Genomic DNA, 17,995 nt, shown 5'->3' with positions numbered 1-17,995 from the left:
CCCTCTCCCCCTGGGAGAGGGCGGGGGGTGAGGGTCGTCCCAACCCGCCAGCACCCCTGCATGCCGTGCTACCCTGGCCGGCGTCTCATCCGCCCGGGAACACGCCGACGTGACCAGCACCAACTTCGCCTTCCTCGCCAAGGGCCACGACCCGCTCTTCCTCCAACTGGCGGAAGCAGCCGAGCGCACCCTCGCCGTCGACCCCAACAGCACGCTGCTGAAGGTGCGCCAGCTTGGCGAGGCCTTCGCCAAGCACGCCGCCGCTGCCGCCGGTGTGTGGACAGGCCCCCAGGCCGGCCAGGTCGATCTCCTGCGCGAGCTGGACCGCAAGGGCTACCTCGACCGGCAGATCCTGGATCTCTTCCATTCGCTGCGGCGTGTGGGCAACGCCGCGGCACATGACTTCATTGGCTCGCGCACCCAGGCCGTCGATGGCCTGCGCATTGCGCGCCAGCTCGCCCTCTGGTTCCACGGCACCTTCGGCCCGCCGGGCTCGCGCGGCCTGAAGGCGGGCCCCTTCGTCCCGCCCCCCGACCCGACCGAGCACCTGCGCAAGCTGGAGGCCGAGCACGCCGCGCTGCGAGTGCAATTGGAGAGGCTCGCGGAAGGACGCCACCGCCGCACGAGAGGAGGCCCGGCTCGAAGCCCTCCGCCGGGCCGAGGAGGAGACCCTCCGCCGCCGCGCGGAGGAGGACCGCGCCGCCGCCGAGGAGCTGCATCGATGAGGCCCAGCGGAAGCTGAGCGAGGCGGAGCGCCTCTTCCAGGAGCAACTGCACGCCGTGCAGGCCCAGGCGGAACAGCAGTCCGCGGCGGTGCTCGACGCCCAGAAGACCCTCGCCCTCGAGGCCAGCGCCAGCCTCGACCTCGACGAGGAGGACACCCGCGCCCTCATCGACGCCCAGCTGCGCGCCGCTGGATGGGAGGCCGACAGCGTCAACCTTCGTTACGCCCAAGGGGCACGCCCGGATCCCGGGAAGGCCAAGGCCATCTCCGAGTGGCCCACCCGGAAGGGGCCCGCGGATTACGTGCTCTTCGTGGGCCTCACCCCACTGGCCATCATCGAGGCGAAGCGGAAGGCCAAGAACGTCTCGGCGAGCGTCACCCAAGCCAAACGCTACAGCGTGGGGTTCAAGCCCGAGGCAGACCTCACCCTTCCGCGCCCCCACGGCGCGCCCGACGGCTTCCCCGGTTGGGACAGCGGCAATACCCACGACGGCAAGCCGGAGTACCTGCGCGTCCCCTTCCTCTTCGCGACCAACGGCCGCAGCTACCACCGCCAGTACTCGTTGGAGAGCGGCATCTGGTTCCTGGACGCCCGCGCCCAGACCCACCACCCTCGTCCCCTCGAGGCGTGGTACTCGCCCGAGGGGCTTCAGCACCTGCTGGAGGTGGATGTGGCCGGAGCCCACGCGCGCCTGCGTGAGGAGCCGACCCACTACCTCGGGCTGCGCGACTACCAGTTACGCGCCATCCGCGCCGTCGAGGAGGCGCTCGAGAAGGGAGAGCGCAACTGCCTCGTGGCCATGGCCACGGGCACGGGCAAGACGCGCACCACCATCGGGCTCCTCTACCGGCTCATCAAGGTCCAGCGCTTCCGCCGCGTCCTCTTCCTCGTGGACCGCACGTCGCTCGGGGACCAGGCCACGGACGCCTTCAAGGAGATGCGGCTCGAGCAGTCGAAGACGTTCACCGACATCTATGACCTGCGCGAGCTCGGGGACGCCGCGCCCACCGAGCAGACCCGCGTGCAGGTGGCCACCGTGCAGGCCATGGTGAAGCGGCTCTTCCGGCCCGAGGACGGCGAGGATGCGCCGCCGGTGGACCAGTACGACTGCATCGTCGTGGACGAGTCGCACCGCGGCTACACCCTCGACAAGCAACTGAACGAGGGCGAGGAGACGTACCGCGACTTCCGCGACTACCTCTCCACGTACCGCCGGGTGCTGGACTACTTCGACGCGGTGAAGATTGGCCTCACCGCCACGCCCGCGCTGCATACGCGCGAGATTTTCGGCGACCCGGTCTTCGCCTACTCGTACCGCGAGGCCGTGGCGGACGGCTTCCTCGTCGACCACGAGCCGCCCATCCGCTACGTCACGCGGCTCGCGCAGCAGGGCATCAAGTTTCCCAAGGGCAGCAACGTGGAGGTCGCGGTCGGCTCGGGCCAGCGCGACTTCTGGAAGCTCGAGGACGAGCTGCTCTTCGAAGTCGACGCGTTCAACCGTACGGTCATCACCGAGGGCTTCAACCGCGTGGTGTGCAGGGAGCTCGCGAATGACCTCGACCCGCACCTCGAGGAGAAGACGCTCATCTTCTGCGCCAACGACGAGCACGCGGACCTCGTCGTCCACCTGCTCAAGGAGGCGTTCCAGGCCCGGTACACGGACGTGCCGGACGCCGCGGTGCTCAAGATCACCGGCGCGACGGACGACGTGAAGGCCGCCATCCGCCGCTTCAAGAACGAGCGCTGGCCCAACGTCGCCGTCACGGTGGACCTGCTCACCACCGGCATCGACGTGCCCCCGATCGCCAACCTCGTCTTCCTGCGCCGGGTACGCAGCCGCATCCTCTACGAGCAGATGCTCGGCCGGGCGACGCGCCTGTGCACCTACACGGACGAGACCCAGAAGGCTGTCTTCCGTATCTACGACGCCGTGGACCTCTACGCGGCGCTCGAGTCCGTGACGGACATGAAGCCGCTGGTGAAGGACCTGGACATCCCCCCGGGCCAGTTGATCGACGAGGTGCTCGACCCGAAGGCCCACGCCGTGGCGGGTGCGGATGCCGGCCTGACACACGCGGACGAGCGCCTGGCCCAGCTCGCCGAGCGAATGCGCCGCCGCATCCGGCGCTCGCACAGCCCGCGCGCCCAGGTCAGCGAGACCTTCAAGAAGGCCGTCGAGCGCATCGAGACGCTCACCGGGACGGAGCTCGAACGGCTGCCGGACGTGCTCCGCCGTGGGGGCGCGGTGAGCTTCGCGAGCCTGCTGAAGAAGCACCCCGAGCTCCGCCCGGCCCTGGAGATGCTCCTCGCACCCGCGCAGGTGATGACCAATCCCCGCTACATCGCAACCGAGGAGGACTCGCTCGTCGCGCGCGAGCGCGAGTACCCCTACGGCAAGAAGCCCGAGGACTACCTCGAGTCCTTCCGGGCCTTCGTGAAAGCAAACCTCAACGTCATCCCCGCGCTGAGCCTCGTCGTGAGCAAGCCAAATGGCCTCACCCGCCAGCAGCTCAAGGAACTCCGCCTGAAGCTGGACGGCCACGGCTTCGACGAGAAGACACTCGAGAACGCCGTCGCGGACGTGCAGGGGACGAACGTCGCCATTGCCGCGAGCATCATGGGCTTCATCCGCCAGCAGGCGCTCGGTTCGCCTCTCAAGCCCTACAGCCAGCGCGTGGACGCGGCGCTCCAGAAGCTGCTCGCGTCACGTCCCTGGACGGCCGCACAGAGAAAGTGGCTGGAGAAGTTCGCACTCCAGCTCAAGCACCAGCAGGTGCTTGATCGCGAGGCACTCGACAGCGGACCCTTCAAGATGAGCGGCGGCTTCGCGCACATCGACAAGGCGTTCGATGGCAAGGCGCTCGACGTGCTCAGCGAGCTTCAGCAGCAGATCTGGACTGACGTAGCCTGACAGGCAGCCTGCGCTCCCTTCACCCTGACTCCTCAACCATGACCACTACGCGCGACATCGTTGCCAAGCTCTGGTCCCTCTGCGACATCCTCCGGGACGACGGCATCACGTACCACCAGTACGTCACCGAACTCACCCTGCTGCTCTTCCTCAAGATGGCCAAGGAGGCCAGCCAGGAGGACGCACTTCCCAAGGGCCAGCGCTGGGACGACCTGAAGGCCAGGAACGGCGTCGACCAGTACGACTTCTACAAGCAGATGCTCATCACGCTCGGGCGCGCGCCCAACAAGCGCGTGAGCGCCATCTACGCGAGCGCTCAGACGGCACTGCGCCAGCCCAAGCACCTCAAGCAGCTCGTGGACGACATCGACGCGCTCGACTGGTTCAGCGCGCGAGAGGACGGGCTCGGCAACCTCTACGAGGGCCTGCTTGAGAAGAACGCGAGCGAGGTGAAGAGCGGCGCGGGCCAGTACTTCACGCCCCGCGCGCTCATCAACACCATGGTGGCGCTCGTACAGCCCCAGCCCGGAGAGACCATCCAGGACCCGGCGGCCGGTACGGGCGGCTTCCTCGTCGCGGCGCATGAGCACATCAAGGCCAAGACGAAGGAGTTCTACGACCTCGGGGACAAGGAGGCCACCTGGCAGATGGAGAAGGCCTACCTCGGGGTGGAGCTCGTGCCCGAGACGCAGCGGCTCGCATTGATGAACTGCCTGCTGCATGGCATTGAGGGGCCGCGCGGCAGTGAGGGTGCCATCCAGCTCGGAGACGCGCTGTCGAGCCTGGGCGCGGGCCTGCCCAAGGCCGATGTCATCCTCACAAACCCGCCATTCGGGACGAAGAAAGGTGGAGGGCGGCCTACGCGGGATGACCTCACGTATCCCACGGGCAATAAGCAGCTCGTCTTCTTGCAGCACATCTACCGAGGCCTCAAGCCGGGAGGCCGCGCGGCGGTGGTGCTACCCGACAACGTTCTCTTTGAGGACGGCGTGGGCCAGAAGGTGCGCACGGACCTGATGGACAAGTGCGACCTGCACACCATCCTACGGCTGCCTACGGGCATCTTCTACGCCCAAGGCGTGAAGACCAATGTGCTCTTCTTCACCCGCGGCGAGAAGGACACGGGCAACACGAAGGCGGTGTGGATCTATGACTTGCGCGCGAACATGCCGAGCTTCGGCAAGCGTACGCCGTTCACGCGTGAAACGCTGAAGCCCTTCGAGGACACATACGGCGCGAACCCGCACGGCAAGAGCAAGCGCAAGGACGAGGGGGAGGCCGGGCGGTTCCGCAAATTCACGCGTGAGGAGATCGCGAAGCGCAACGACAACCTCGACATCGCTTGGCTCAAGGACGGCAGCCAGCACGATCCCGATGATTTGCCGGCCCCGGAGGAACTCGCGGCAGAGATTGAGACTGAGCTACAGAGTGCGCTGAAGGCTATCCAGGCGCTTACGGCGATTCTCACCGTTGGGAAGGCGGAGAATGAGGAGGAAGCGGCGTGAGTGCGCTTCCTCTTGGCTGGGCGATATTCCCCCTTGAAACGCTGGTTGCGCCCGAGGCTCCGATCATGTACGGCATCGTCCAACCCGGACCTGATATCCCAGACGGGGTCCCCTATGTCCGGCCGACTGAAATTGAGAATAACGAAATAGTACTAAACAATCTGCGGCGCACCACGCCTGAGATTGCTGCGCGCTACGCGCGCGCATCTCTAGCCTACCGAGACGTGCTCCTCTCAATCGTCGGAACAATCGGTAAGGTGACATTGGTTCCGCCCCAGCTTGCGGGTGGAAACATTACGCAATCATCTGCCCGCGTTCGCGCGAATGACGCAGTGGAGCCAGAGTGGCTTGCGTGGTTTCTGCGCTCTCCCTCAGCACGGAAGCAGTTCAAAGAGGCTCAACTCGGCACTGGCGTGCCCCGCCTTAACATCGCACATGTGCGTGCACTGGAAGTACCGCTTGCGCCCCTTGATGAACAGCGCCGCATCGTGGCCAAACTCGACACGCTCTTCGCTCGTAGCCGCGCGGCAAAGGCATCGCTAGAGCGCGTGCCTGCGCTGCTTGAGCGGCTGCGGCAGGCTGTCTTGGCCGCAACCTTTCGAGGAGATTTATCCGTTCGCACAGCAAGCGATCGAGCCGATTTGCCTGAGCCAGACTTATTCCAAAAATTCTCACCAACGACTCGCGAATTTCTGCAGTCAAAGGGTGTCATTCTTCATAAACTCCCAGCTGGATGGTCTTGGACTACTCTCGGCTCGCTGGCGACTGAGGTACGGAATGGTCTCGGGATCAAACCAGAGGATGCGCCGCCAGGTATTCCAATCTTGCGCATCAGCGCGATCCGCCCTTTCGAAGTCCGCCATGAAGAGACTCGGTTCCTTCGTGCCGAGGCTGACATCGATGCTTATGGCCTACGTACGGGTGACCTTCTCTTCACTCGGTACAACGGCTCTCTGGACCTAGTTGGAGTGGGTGCGATGATCCGGGACGTGCAGGCACCTCTCGTCTATCCAGACAAGCTGATTCGAGTCCGGCTGCGCGAGGGCGTTCCGCCAGCGTACGTAGAAGCCGCATGCGCGACGCCGACAGCGCGCCAATTCATTGAGAGCTGCGCCAAATCAACGTCCGGCCAAACAGGAATCTCTGGGGCAGAGCTGAAAATGGTTCCAATTCCTCTGGCTCCTCCTCATGAGCGCGAACTCATTGTCAAGGGACTTGAAATGTTTCGCCAGTATGAGCGGTCAACGTTGAACGCAGCGTTGGGTGCACTCGAAAAAGTTACGGCTCTGGATCGGTCGACCCTCGCCGCCGCCTTCCGCGGCCAACTCGTCCCCCAAGATCCGAACGATGAGCCAGCCTCCGTCCTTCTTGAGCGCATCCGCGCGGAGCGCGAAGCCCCTCCGCCCGTGAAGAGCAAGCGCGGCGCGAACACCGCAACACCCGCCAAGGCTCGCACATCCAAGAGGGCACCGTGACGGCCATGTGGATGGTGCGCGCCGGCCGTGGCGGCGAGAACGTGGACGAATTCCTCAAGAAGTCCGTCGTGGCCCTCGGCTGGCCGCACGTGGGCAAGCTGGAGTCGCCCAACAAGGCCGAACTCGTCGCGCGTCTCGCCGATTCGTACCCGGACGTGAAAGAGGGCACCCATGGCAATTGGGCGGGCACCCTGCTGCGCTTCGCCTATGAGCTGGCCGCCGGGGACAGCGTCATCACCTACGACCCCGAGCGCCGCCGCTACCTCCTGGGCACCCTCACCTCCGGCTACGAGTGGCAGCCGCAGCTCGTGGAGGACAAGCCCAACGTGCACCACGTGAAGTGGACACACCAGGTCGCGCGAGACGTCCTCTCCACGGGGGCCCGCAACAGCCTGGGCGCCATCCAGACGCTCTTCAAGCTGTCCGAGGACGCCGCCGCCGAGCTGCGCCGCCTCCAGGTTCCCCTGGACGCGCCCCTTCCCGAGGCACCCGCTCGCGGCCTCCCCCCGCCCTCCCCCGCGGAAGACGAGGAGGAAGACGGAGCCCGCACCGAGGCGGAGCTGCGGGCCGAGGTGGAGCAGAAGGCGGACGCGTTCGTCGAGGACGCCATCAGCCGGCTCGACTGGGAGCAGATGCAGGAGCTGGTGGCCGGCATCCTGCGCGCGATGGGCTACCGCACCACCGTGAGCCCGAGGGGCGCCGACCGGGGCGTGGACATCTTCGCCTCGCCCGACGGCCTGGGCCTCCAGGATCCGCGCATCTTCGTCGAGGTGAAGCACCGCACGGGCACCGCCATGAGCAGCAAGGAGATTCGCGCCTTCCTCGGCGGCCGCAAGCCGGGCGACAAGTGCCTCTACGTGAGCACCGGCGGATTCACCAAGGACGCCCACTACGAGGCGGACCGCGCCTTGGTGCCCGTCACCCTCCTGACGCTCTCCACCCTGCGCAAGCTACTCATCGACCACTACGACGCGCTCGATGGGGAGACCCGCGCGCTCGTGCCGCTCAAGCGCTTCTACTGGCCAGCCGTCTAGTTTCCTCCCGGCCCGCGACAACACCCGCCGGGCGACTCACTCGTTGACGTCAACGAGTGAGCGGCACCCTATGCGTGCGGAGGCAGGTGAGGAAATGATGAGTTTCTACGAACTCCGAGCACCGCGAGAGTCGAAGTACACCGGTACGCTCAGCGCCGGGCACAAGTGGGGGGGATTACCCGGGCTGAAGTGCCCTGAATGTGGAGCCGCGTGGGCGGGAGGAATGACCGCGTATCCAGGTGTGGACCTGTCCACCCTTGCCGAGCGCGGCGAGTACGAGAAGCCCCGGCCGGAGCCCTTCGACGAGTTCGTGCGGCTGCGTGAGCTGGTGCGGCCACTGGTACCACCGGGAGCCCCATTGCTTCCAGGAACGACTTTCGGCCCACTGGTGGGCACCGCCACCGGCACCTTCAGCCCGTTGTTCTTCTATTACTTCGAAATGCCGCTGATACACCGCGAGGCGCTGGAGAAGTTGCAGACCGAAGGGGTGCGCGGCCTGCGCGGTTTCCAGACGGAGCTGCGCTTCCGCCAGAAGAAACACCCCGAGTTGTTGGAACTGGAAATCCTGCCTCACGGCCGGCTGCATCCGGACTGCACACCGCCGGATCGGCGCCCGCCATGTCCCAAATGTGGCCGGGATGCCTTCCGCTTCCCCGATGAGCCCATCCTGGATGCGGCGTCACTCCCCACCCACACGGACCTGTTCCGGCTGAGCGACTTCGAAACCATCTTCATCGCCACCGAGCGCTTCGTGGAGGCCGTGCGCCGCCTGGACCTGGACGAACTCGACATCCACGAGGTGCCGGTGCGCTGAGCCCGGCCTCCTGCCCCGCCGTGCTACCCTGGCCAGCGCCTTCTCCGCCCGGGAACACCCCGACGTGACCAGCACCCACTTCTGATCGTTGACGTCAACGAGCGGCGGGCCGCAAACATCTACACCACGCATCGGACCATGCGAACACCACGAACACTCTGCCTGCTGCTGGTGGGCCTCCTCGCCGCGTGTGCCACCTCAAGCCCCGCCATCCAGGAGGGGAGCCCAACACCCGAGCCGGAAGTGGTGGCGTCCTGGGAGGAGGGGTGTGAGGACGAGCGCAGTCTCGTCCTGCTGTGCCAGGAGGAAGGAGAGGAGTGCGGCTTCTTCCGTTGCCACGAGGTGGTGTCTGGCGAAGAAGTACTCCTGGCGTCCCGGGGCGGGGGGCCCATCTACATTCCGGGTCCCTCTCCCTTCGCACGCGGGTGGCGGGGCCGCCCCACCGGATGGCCACGGAACACCAGGCCCGTCCTCACCTTCCGCTTCAACCGGCACTTCGACCCCAAGCCAACCCTGCCCGCCCTCCCTCCGGGCCGCTGGGTCAAACACCACCTCTTTCCCCAGGCCCAGGAGGCTTCCGGGAGTGGTTCCACGCCCGCGGAGTGCCCGACATCCATCAGTACACCCTTGTCATTCCCGAGCATGTCCACATCCGGATCCACAGCAGCGGGCCCAAGGGGGGCCTGTGGAATCAAGCATGGCTGAACTTCAAACGTGCCAAGCCCAATGCCTTTCCCGAGGAAATCTACCGCCATGCGGGGCAGCTCATCTTCCGCTTCGAGCTGACGGGTCCTGTTGTTCCGTATGCGCGCGGGGGCAGGTGACGAAATGACGAAGTTCTACGAGCTTCCGAACGCCGCAAGAATCAAAGTACACCGGTACGCTCAGCGCCAGGCACAAGTGGGGCAGCCTGCCCGGGCTTCGCTGCCCTGAATGTGGAGCCACGTGGGCGGGAGGAATGACCGCGTATCCGGGCGTGGATCTGTCCTCTCTTCCCGAGCGCGGCGAATACGAGAAGCCCCGGCCGGAGCCCTTCGACGAGTTCGTGCGGCTGCGTGAGTTGGTGCGGCCTTTGGTACCACCGGGAGGCCAGTTGCTCCCAGGCGCGAAATTCGGCCCACTGGTGGGCACCGCCACCGGCACCTTCAGCCCCTTGTTCTTCTATTACGTCGAGATGCCGCTGCTACACCGCGAGGCATTGGAGCGGTTGCAGGCCGAGGGGGTACGCGGCCTGCGCGGTTTCCAGACGGAGCTGCGCTTCCGCCAGAAGAAACACCCCGAGTTGTTGGAACTGGAAATCCTGCCTCACGGCCGACTGCATCCGGACTGCACACCGCCGGATCGGCGCCCTCCCTGCCCCAAGTGTGGCTGTGACAACTTCACCTTCCCGGATGAGCCTATCCTGGATGCGGCGTCACTCCCCACCCACACGGACCTGTTCCGGCTGAGCGACTTCGAGACCATCTTCATCGCCACCGAGCGCTTCGTGGACGCCGTGCGTCGCCTGGACCTGGACGAGCTCGACATCCACGAGGTGCCGGTGCGCTGAGCCCGGCCTCCTGCCCCGCCGTGCTACCCTGACCAGCGCATTCTCCGCCCGGGAACACCCCGACGTGACCAGCACCCACTTCTCCCTCCTCGCCAAGGGCCACGACCCGCTCTTCCTCCAACTGGCCGAGGCCGCCGAGCGCACCCTGACCGTGGATCGTTGACGTCAACGAGCGAAAGCCACAACCCCCCACACCGCTCATCGGACCATGCGAACACCACAACCACTCTGCCTGCTGCTGGTGGGCCTCCTCGCCGCGTGTGCCACCTCGAACCCCGCCCTCCAGGAGGGGAGCCCAACACCCGAGCCGGAAGTGGTGGCGTCCTGGGAGGAGGGATGTGAGGACGAACGCAGTCTCGTCCTCCTGTGCCAGGAAGAAGGAGAGGAGTGCGGCTTCTTCCGTTGCCACGAGGTGATGTCCCGCGAAGAGGTGCTCCTGGCATCCCGGGGCGGGGGGCCCATCTACATTCCGGGCCCCTCTCCCTTCGCACGCGGGTGGCGGGGCCGCCCCACCGGATGGCCACGGAACACCAGGCCCGTCCTCACCTTCCGCTTCAACCGGCACTTCGACCCCAAGCCAACCCTGCCCGCCCTCCCTCCGGGCCGCTGGGTCAAACACCACCTCTTTCCCCAGGCCCAGGAGGCTTCCGGGAGTGGTTCCACGCCCGCGGAGTGCCCGACATCCATCAGTACACCCTTGTCATTCCCGAGCATGTCCACATCCGGATCCACAGCAGCGGGCCCAAGGGGGGCCTGTGGAATCAAGCCTGGATGGATTTCAAGGATGCCCGGCCCAATGCATCACCTGAAGCAATCTACCGCCACGCCGGAGAGCTCATCTTCCGCTTCGAGCTGACGGGTCCTGTTGTTCCGTATGCGCGCGGGGGCAGGTGACGAGATGACGAAGTTCTACCGGCTCCGAGCACCCAGGAACTCCAAGTACACCGGTACGCTCAACGCCGGGCATAAGTGGGGCAGCCTGCCCGGGCTTCGCTGCCCTGAATGTGGAGCCACGTGGGCAGGAGGAATGACCGCGTATCCGGGCGTGGACCTGTCCACCCTTGCCGAGCGCGGTGAGTACGAGAAGCCCCGGCCGGAGCCCTTCGACGAGTTCGTGCGGCTGCGTGAGTTGGTGCGGCCTCTCGTGCCACCCGGAGGCCAGTTGCTCCCGGGCGCGAAATTCGGCCCACTGGTGGGCACCGCCACCGGCACCTTCAGCCCCTTGTTCTTCTATTACGTCGAGATGCCGCTGCTACACCGCGAGGCATTGGAGCGGTTGCAGGCCGAGGGGGTACGCGGCCTGCGCGGTTTCCAGACGGAGCTGCGCTTCCGCCAGAAGAAACACCCCGAGTTGTTGGAACTGGAAATCCTGCCTCACGGCCGGCTGCATCCGGACTGCACACCGCCGGATCGGCGCCCTCCATGTCCCAAATGTGGTTGGGAGGACTTCGCCTTCCCGGAGGAGCCCATCCTGGATGCCGCGTCACTCCCCACCCACACGGACCTGTTCCGGCTGAGCGACTTCGAGACCATCTTCATCGCCACCGAGCGCTTCGTGGACGCCGTGCGCCGCCTGGACCTGGACGAGCTCGCCATCCGCGAGGTGCCGGTGCGCTGAATGCCGCCCTCCAGCCCGTCCCGGCTGGATGGGGCCCCCTCCCCCACCCGGCGCCGCGCCATGCGTTGACATGGCCAGGGGGCCCGGCATTGTCCCCCCGCCATGGACGCGTCCCCCTTCCGCTCCCAGTGGTCACTCGATCCCGAGGTGACCTTCCTCAACCACGGCTCCTTCGGCGCCTGCCCCACGCGCGTGCTCGAGGAGCAGTCCCACCTGCGCGCCCGCATGGAAGCCGAGCCCGTGCGCTTCCTCCACCGCGAGCTCGAGCCCCTGGCCGATGCGGCCCGCGCGGCCCTCGGCGACTTCCTGGACGTCAACCCGGACGACCTCGCCTTCGTCAACAACGCCACCACGGGCGTCAACACCGTGCTGCGCTCGCTGCGCTTCGCCCCCGGCGATGAGCTGCTCACCACCGACCACGAGTACAACGCCTCCCGCAACGCGCTCGACTTCGTGGCCCATCAGTGGGGCGTCAAAGTCGTCGTGGCCAGGCTGCCCTGGCCCGTGCCCTCGCCCCAGGCCGTGGTGGACGCGGTGCTCGCCCACGTCACCCTCAACACCAAGCTGCTGCTCATCGACCACATCTCCAGCCAGACGGCCCTGGTGATGCCGGTGGCCGGGCTCGTCCGCGCCATGCGCGAGCGTGGCATCGAGACGCTCGTGGACGGTGCCCACGGGCCCGGACAGGTGCCCCTGTCCCTGCACCAGCTCGGCGCCGCGTACTACACCGGCAACTGCCACAAGTGGCTGTGCGCCCCCAAGGGCGCCGCCTTCCTCCACGTGCGCAGGGACCAGCAGTCCCTCATCCGCCCCCTCGTCATCAGCCACGGGTACAACTCGCGGCGCACGGACCGCTCGCGCTTCCGCCTGGAGTTCGACTGGCTCGGGACCAATGACCCCACCCCCTTCCTCTCCGTGCCCAAGGCGCTGGAGGTCATGGGCGGGATGCTCCCCGGCGGCTGGCCCGAGGTGATGGCCTCCAACCGCGCCAAGGCGCTGGAGGCGCGGACCTTCCTGTGCCGGCGGCTCGGGGTGGTTCCCCGCTGCCCCGAGGACATGGTGGGCGCCATGGCCACCGTGCCCCTCCCGGACGGCTTCCCCGCGGAGCCCTCGGTGCTCGGGCTGGACCCGCTCCAGGACCGGCTGCTCTCCGAGCACCGCATCGAGGTGCCCATCACCCCCTGGCCCCGGCCTCCCCACCGCCACGTCCGCCTGTCCGCCCAGCTCTACAACTCGCACGCGGAGTACCAGCGGCTGGCGGAAGCTTTGGAGGCGCTGCTGCGCTGAGTAAGCTCCGCGCAATGCCTCGTTACGCCACCATCGACGTGGGGACCAACTCGGTCCTCCTGCTCGTCGCCGACCGCCTGCCCGACGGCCGCTTCCAGGCCGTGCAGGAGCGCGCCGAAATCACCCGCCTGGGCCGGGGCGTGGACAAGAGCCGACGCCTCTCGCCCGAGGGCCTGGAGGCCACGCTCCAGGTGCTCTCCGACTTCGCCAGCGAGGCCCGCCGTCTGGGCGCGGAGGCCATCGCCGCGTCCGCCACCAGCGCCGCGCGCGACGCGGAGAACGGTGCCGACTTCCTCACCGGAGCCCGCGAGCGCGCCGGGGTGACGGTGGACATCATCTCCGGCGAGCTGGAGGCGCAGCTCTCCTTCACCTCGGCCTGGGCGGACTTCGGCCGCGAGTCCTCCGCGCCCCTGGTGGTCATCGACATCGGCGGCGGCTCCACCGAGTTCATCTACGGGGATGCGCAGGGCCGCGTGGCCTTCCGGCACAGCTTCGACGTGGGCGCGGTGCGCATGACCGAGCGCTACGTGCAGTCGGACCCGATGTCCGCCGCGGACCGGGCCCGCGTGGAGTCGCACCTGCGCGAGACGTTCTCCAAGCTGCCGCCCTGCCCTCCGGACGCGGTGCTGGTGGGCATCGCCGGCACGGTGACGACGCTCTTCACCATGCAACACGCCATCGACCCCTATGACGCCGCGCGCGTCCAGGGCGGCACCCTCACGCTCGCCGAGCTGGAGGCGCTGGCGGACAGGATGTGCCACCTGCCGCTCGCCGAGCGCCAGAAGCTGCCGGGCCTGCAACCCAAGCGCGCGGACGTGATTCCCGCCGGAGCCCTCATCCTGCTCGAGAGCCTGCGGGCGCTCGGGCTCGAGCGCTGCCGGGTGAGCGACCGCGGCCTGCGTTGGGGCCTGCTCGCGTACCGTTTCGGAGCCCCCCACCCATGAGTCCGACCACCGCCGTGGCCACCCCTTCCGCTCCCGCGAGCTCCTCCACGCGCACCAGCTACTACGCGCTGCTCATCCTCTCGCTCATCAACCTGGTCAACTACCTCGACCGGTACATCGTCACGGTCGCCCTGCCCTACATCAAACAGGACTTCCAGCTCACCAACACCCAGGCGGGCTACCTGGGCAGCTTCTTCATGTTGGTGTTCATGCTGGCCTCCCCGGTGAGCGGCTTCCTCGGGGACCGGCTGCCGCGGCGCTACCTGGTGGCCGCGGGCGTGCTGCTGTGGAGCCTCGCGACGGGGGCCTCGGGACTGGCCACCACCTTCTTCGCGCTGATGGTGGCGCGGGCCTGCGTGGGCATCGGCGAGGCGGGGTACGGCGCGGTGGCCCCGTCCATCATCTCCGATCTCTTCCCGCGCCAGCAGCGCACGCGGGTGCTGTCCTTCTTCTACATCGCCATCCCGGTGGGAGCGGCGGCGGGCTACGGGCTGGGCGGGTGGCTGAGCGAGGCCTACTCCTGGCACATGGCCTTCTTCGTGGGCGGCGCGCCGGGCCTGGTGCTGGGCGCCATGGCCTTCTTCATGCCCGAGCCCGAGCGCGGCGCCATGGACGGGCCCGAGGCGCAGGCGAAGCTGCCCTTCCTCGTGGGCCTCAAGGGACTGGCCCACAACAAGTCCTTCTGGTGGACCACGGCGGGCTACACGCTGATGACGTTCTCCATCGGCGGGCTCGGGTACTGGCTGCCCACCTTCCTCGTCAGCGAGCGCGGCATGTCCCCGGGGACGGCGGGCTTCAGCTCCGGCGCCGTCACCGCCACCGCGGGCCTGGTGGGCACGCTCGCCGGAGGCTGGCTGGGCGACAAGATGGACCGGCGGATGGAGGGCGGTGGCCTGCGCCTGTCGGGCGTGGGGCTGCTGATCGCCGCGCCCCTCATGTTCCTCGCGATGAAGGTGGACTCGCACGTGCCGATGTTCGCCATCATCTTCCTGGCGCAGTTCTTCATCTTCCTCAACAGCGGCCCCATCAACGCGGCCATCGTCAACGGCGTGCCTCCGGCGTTCCGCGCCTTCGCCATGGGGTTGAACGTGCTGTTCATCCACATGCTGGGCGATGCCATCTCGCCCACCGCCATCGGCAAGGTGGCGGACCTGAGCAGCCTGAGCTTCGCCATCGAGCTCAATGCCCTTCCGGTGCTGCTCGGCGGGCTCGCGCTACTGATGGCTGGCAAGCTGTTCCGGCACGTCACGGCCTGAAGTCCAGGCCGCGGGCGCGAGATTCCAGTATGTCCCCGTTTGAGCCGGGCTCCTCCCGGCTCGACGCCGGCATGCTGGAGGCTTTATGGGCAGTCTTCTGTTCACCCCGCTGACCCTGCGCGGGGTCACCCTGAAGAATCGCATCGTCGTCTCGCCGATGTGCCAGTACTCGAGCGAGGACGGCTTCGCGAACGACTGGCACTTCGTCCACCTGGGCACCCGGGCCGTCGGCGGCGCGGGGCTGATCATCTTCGAGGCCACCGCGGTCGAGGCCATCGGACGCATCTCGCCGCAGGACCTCGGCATCTGGAAGGACGAGCACATCGCGCCGCTCGCGCGCATCACGCGCTTCATCCACGAGCACGGCTCGGTGGCGGGCATCCAGCTCGCGCACGCGGGGCGCAAGGCCTCCACGGCGCAACCCTGGAAGGGCGGTGCCCCCATTCCCCCCAGTGAGAAGGAGGGATGGACGCCCGTGGGGCCGAGCCCCGTGGCTTTCGACGCGGAACATACGGTGCCGGAGGCGCTCGATGAGGCGGGCCTCCAGCGCGTGGTGCGAGCCTTCGTCGATGCCACCGAGCGCGCGAAGGCCGCGGGGTTCCGCCATGTGGAGATCCACGCCGCGCACGGCTACCTGCTGCACGAGTTCCTCTCGCCGCTGTCGAACCAGCGCACGGACCGGTATGGCGGCTCGTTCGAGAACCGCGTGCGGCTCACCCGCGAGGTGGTGCAGGCGGTGCGCAAGCGCTGGCCCGAGGAGCTGCCCCTCTTCGTGCGCATCTCCGCCACGGACTGGGCCGAGGGCGGCTGGAACCTCGACGAGTCGGTGGCGCTCTCCACGCTGCTGAAGCAGGACGGGGCGGACCTCATCGACTGCTCCTCGGGAGCGCTCGTTCCGGGGGTGAAGATTCCCGCAGGGCCCGGCTACCAGACGATGTTCGCCGAGCGCATCCGCAGGGAGGCCGGCATCGCCACGGGCGCCGTGGGCTTCATCCGCTCCGCCTTCCAGGCCGAGCACATCCTGCGCACGGAGCAGGCGGACGTGGTCATCCTCGCCCGGGAGCTGCTGCGCGACCCATACTGGCCCTTGCACGTGGCGCGCGAGCTCCACGCCAAGGTGGCCTGGCCGCCCCAGTACGAGCGCGCCCAGGACTGAGCCGCGCTCCGTTCCGCACGGCGCCTCTCACTCGGACCGCCGCGGGAGCTGGACCCCGAAGTGCTCGAGCAGGGCCCGCTCGAGCTCCTCCTGCCCCGCGATCGGCCGCTCCACGCGCTGGCCCTGCTCGGTGACGATGAGCCGGCTGCCACTCAGGGTCACCCGCCCCGTGGGCGTCTTGAGCGTGCAGAGCAGGCCCTTGAGGAAGAACGAGTCGGGCGAGGTCTGGTGGTACCGGCACATCTCCGAGAACTCCTCCAACCGCCTCGGCACGCGGGAGAACACGTAGAGGAGCTTCCTCGCGCCGTCCGGCCCCTCCTGCGAGAGCAGCCAATCCTCGCCGCGCCGCTCCAGGTGGAACCGCTGACCTCCCGAGTCCCACTGTCCCGGAGCGAGGGGCAGCGGCTCGACAAAGCCCTCACCGAAGCCCACGTCGACGAGCCAGGAGGCTCCGTCCAGGGAGACCTCCAGCACGAGATGATCGAACTCGGGGCCGGAGGGCTGGACGCCATCGGGGGACACGCGCCCGGACAGGTACGTCACCTGGAAGCCCAGGGCGCGCAGGAGCGCGGCGAACAGGCCGTTCAGCTCGTAGCAGAACCCGCCACGGCGGCACCGGACGATCTTCTCGAAGAAGGCCGCCTCGTCGAGGACGATGGGGCGCCGGCCATGGACATCGAGGTTCTCGAAGGGAACGGACTCGAGGTGCCGCAGGTGCAGCGCACGCAGGGTGTCCAGCGTGGGCTCCCGAGGCCCCTCGTATCCCAGCCGCTGAAGGTACTGGCCGATGTCCATGGAGTCCCCCGTACGCGGCTCGAAAGCGCGACTCGCGCAGTATAGGTCAAATGGAGTGGCGGACGATGGCGCAGGCTCCGGGCCAGGAGAAGATGGCGCCCTGCCCTCTCTCCCGGGAACCGCCATGAACCCCACTGATCCCCGCATCACCCTCGAGCCTCCGTGGACCGCTCGCCCTGCTCGGCATCAACCGCGCCGACAAGCGCAATGCCTTCGACCTCACGATGCTCCGGGCCTTCGCCGCGGCGATGACCGAGGCGGACCGCCATCCCGACGTGCGCTGCATGGTCGTCCTCGCGGAGGGAGATCACTTCTCCGCGGGGCTGGACCTGGCCAGCGTGGGGCCCGCCGTCGCCAGCGGGGAGCGGCTCTTCCCCGAGGGCCTCATCGACCCGTGGGCCATCCAGGGCGAGGTGCGGACCAAGCCGCTCATCGTCGCCGTGCAGGGCCTGTGCTTCACGCTCGGCATCGAGCTCATCCTGGCGGCGGACATCTCCGTGGCCGCCGAGAGCACGCGCTTCGCGCAGATCGAAATCAAGCGCGGCATCTTCCCGTTCGGCGGCGCCACGCTGCGCTTCCCGCAGGTGGCTGGCTGGGGCAACGCCATGCGCTGGCTGCTCACGGGTGACGAGTTCGACGCGAAGGAAGCCCACCGCATCGGGCTCGTCCAGGAGGTGGTCGAGCACGGCACGCAGCGAGAGCGGGCCCTGGCGCTCGCGGAGACGGTGGCGAAGCAGGCCCCGTTGGGCGTGAGGGCCACACTCGCCTCGGCGCGGCAGACCCTGGCCGAGGGGCCCGATGCCGCCCGGCGCGCCCTGCTGCCGAAGCTGCTCGAGCTCTCCGCCAGCGAGGATGCGCGCGAGGGCGTCCGCTCGTTCGTCGAGCGCCGCGAGGCCCGCTTCACGGGCCGCTGAGAGAAGCCCTTA

The 17,995-nt window shown here is 67.8% G+C and carries 15 protein-coding genes and 3 pseudogenes; 17 read left to right on the top strand and 1 reads right to left on the bottom strand.

Features of this window, described 5'->3' with window-relative positions; all coding sequences use genetic code 11:
- The first annotated feature begins 109 nt into the window (after positions 1–109).
- The 16 genes and pseudogenes from ACN28I_RS41185 (at position 110) to ACN28I_RS41110 (ending at position 16,274) form a co-directional block, all read left to right on the top strand.
- Positions 110–742 (top strand): DUF4145 domain-containing protein, encoded by a 633-nt coding sequence (locus ACN28I_RS41185; RefSeq protein ID WP_420947355.1) that lies wholly within the window; start codon positions 110–112, stop codon positions 740–742.
- A 38-nt stretch (positions 743–780) separates the two neighbouring features.
- A complete protein-coding gene (gene hsdR / locus ACN28I_RS41180; RefSeq protein ID WP_420947354.1) occupies positions 781–3,636 on the top strand; it encodes a type I restriction-modification system endonuclease in 2,856 nt (951 codons plus the stop codon).
- Positions 3,637–3,674: 38 nt separating this feature from the next.
- On the top strand, positions 3,675–5,141 hold the full coding sequence (locus ACN28I_RS41175) for an N-6 DNA methylase (RefSeq protein WP_420947353.1): 1,467 nt from the start codon (positions 3,675–3,677) through the stop codon (positions 5,139–5,141).
- Positions 5,138–6,616: a restriction endonuclease subunit S gene (locus ACN28I_RS41170; RefSeq protein WP_420947352.1), complete on the top strand. Its 1,479-nt coding sequence runs from the start codon at positions 5,138–5,140 to the stop codon at positions 6,614–6,616. The genes ACN28I_RS41175 and ACN28I_RS41170 overlap by 4 nt, the downstream gene beginning before the upstream one ends.
- Positions 6,617–6,621: 5 nt before the next feature.
- Positions 6,622–7,650 carry a restriction endonuclease gene (locus ACN28I_RS41165; RefSeq protein WP_420948815.1) on the top strand — a complete coding sequence of 343 codons (1,029 nt, stop codon included), beginning with the start codon at positions 6,622–6,624 and terminating at the stop codon, positions 7,648–7,650.
- Positions 7,651–7,744: 94 nt separating this feature from the next.
- Positions 7,745–8,464 (top strand): double-CXXCG motif protein, encoded by a 720-nt coding sequence (locus ACN28I_RS41160; RefSeq protein WP_420947351.1) that lies wholly within the window; start codon positions 7,745–7,747, stop codon positions 8,462–8,464.
- A gap of 138 nt (positions 8,465–8,602) precedes the next feature.
- Positions 8,603–9,025: pseudogene (locus tag ACN28I_RS41155) on the top strand (DUF2380 domain-containing protein); the annotation flags it as partial.
- The gene (locus ACN28I_RS41150) at positions 8,911–9,288 is read left to right on the top strand and encodes a TIGR02269 family lipoprotein (protein WP_420947350.1); all 378 of its coding nucleotides are present in this window, start codon (positions 8,911–8,913) and stop codon (positions 9,286–9,288) included. The pseudogene ACN28I_RS41155 and the gene ACN28I_RS41150, both read left to right, overlap by 115 nt.
- A gap of 41 nt (positions 9,289–9,329) precedes the next feature.
- A pseudogene (locus ACN28I_RS41145) lies at positions 9,330–10,013 on the top strand (double-CXXCG motif protein); the annotation flags it as partial.
- A 208-nt stretch (positions 10,014–10,221) separates the two neighbouring features.
- A pseudogene (locus ACN28I_RS41140) lies at positions 10,222–10,644 on the top strand (DUF2380 domain-containing protein); the annotation flags it as partial.
- Positions 10,530–10,907 carry a TIGR02269 family lipoprotein gene (locus ACN28I_RS41135; RefSeq protein WP_420947349.1) on the top strand — a complete coding sequence of 126 codons (378 nt, stop codon included), beginning with the start codon at positions 10,530–10,532 and terminating at the stop codon, positions 10,905–10,907. The pseudogene ACN28I_RS41140 and the gene ACN28I_RS41135, both read left to right, overlap by 115 nt.
- Before the next feature lie 4 nt (positions 10,908–10,911).
- Positions 10,912–11,631, top strand: a complete 720-nt coding sequence (locus tag ACN28I_RS41130) for a double-CXXCG motif protein (protein WP_420947348.1) — start codon at positions 10,912–10,914, stop codon at positions 11,629–11,631.
- A 102-nt stretch (positions 11,632–11,733) separates the two neighbouring features.
- Positions 11,734–12,918, top strand: a complete 1,185-nt coding sequence (locus tag ACN28I_RS41125) for an aminotransferase class V-fold PLP-dependent enzyme (protein ID WP_420947347.1) — start codon at positions 11,734–11,736, stop codon at positions 12,916–12,918.
- Between the two features lie 14 nt (positions 12,919–12,932).
- The gene (locus ACN28I_RS41120; protein WP_420947346.1) at positions 12,933–13,862 is read left to right on the top strand and encodes a Ppx/GppA family phosphatase; all 930 of its coding nucleotides are present in this window, start codon (positions 12,933–12,935) and stop codon (positions 13,860–13,862) included.
- Positions 13,859–15,118 carry a spinster family MFS transporter gene (locus ACN28I_RS41115; RefSeq protein WP_420947345.1) on the top strand — a complete coding sequence of 420 codons (1,260 nt, stop codon included), beginning with the start codon at positions 13,859–13,861 and terminating at the stop codon, positions 15,116–15,118. Before ACN28I_RS41120 ends, ACN28I_RS41115 begins: the two co-directional genes overlap by 4 nt.
- 85 nt (positions 15,119–15,203) lie before the next feature.
- Positions 15,204–16,274, top strand: a complete 1,071-nt coding sequence (locus ACN28I_RS41110; protein WP_420947344.1) for an NADH:flavin oxidoreductase/NADH oxidase — start codon at positions 15,204–15,206, stop codon at positions 16,272–16,274.
- A gap of 27 nt (positions 16,275–16,301) precedes the next feature.
- Here the strand turns inward: ACN28I_RS41110 and ACN28I_RS41105 are convergent, their stop codons facing one another.
- Positions 16,302–17,069, bottom strand: coding sequence for an arylamine N-acetyltransferase family protein (locus tag ACN28I_RS41105; protein ID WP_420947343.1), 768 nt, complete (start codon positions 17,067–17,069; stop codon positions 16,302–16,304).
- A gap of 134 nt (positions 17,070–17,203) precedes the next feature.
- On the opposite strand from ACN28I_RS41105, the gene ACN28I_RS41100 reads away from it, so the two are divergent.
- Positions 17,204–17,983: a crotonase/enoyl-CoA hydratase family protein gene (locus ACN28I_RS41100; RefSeq protein ID WP_420948814.1), complete on the top strand. Its 780-nt coding sequence runs from the start codon at positions 17,204–17,206 to the stop codon at positions 17,981–17,983.
- Positions 17,984–17,995: the final 12 nt, after the last annotated feature.

The sequence above is a fragment of the Archangium gephyra genome (genome assembly GCF_049060025.1).
GTDB lineage: Bacteria > Myxococcota > Myxococcia > Myxococcales > Myxococcaceae > Archangium > Archangium gephyra_A.
The sequence above is the reverse complement of the archived record's forward strand: the minus strand, read 5'-3'. Positions and strand labels throughout refer to the sequence as shown.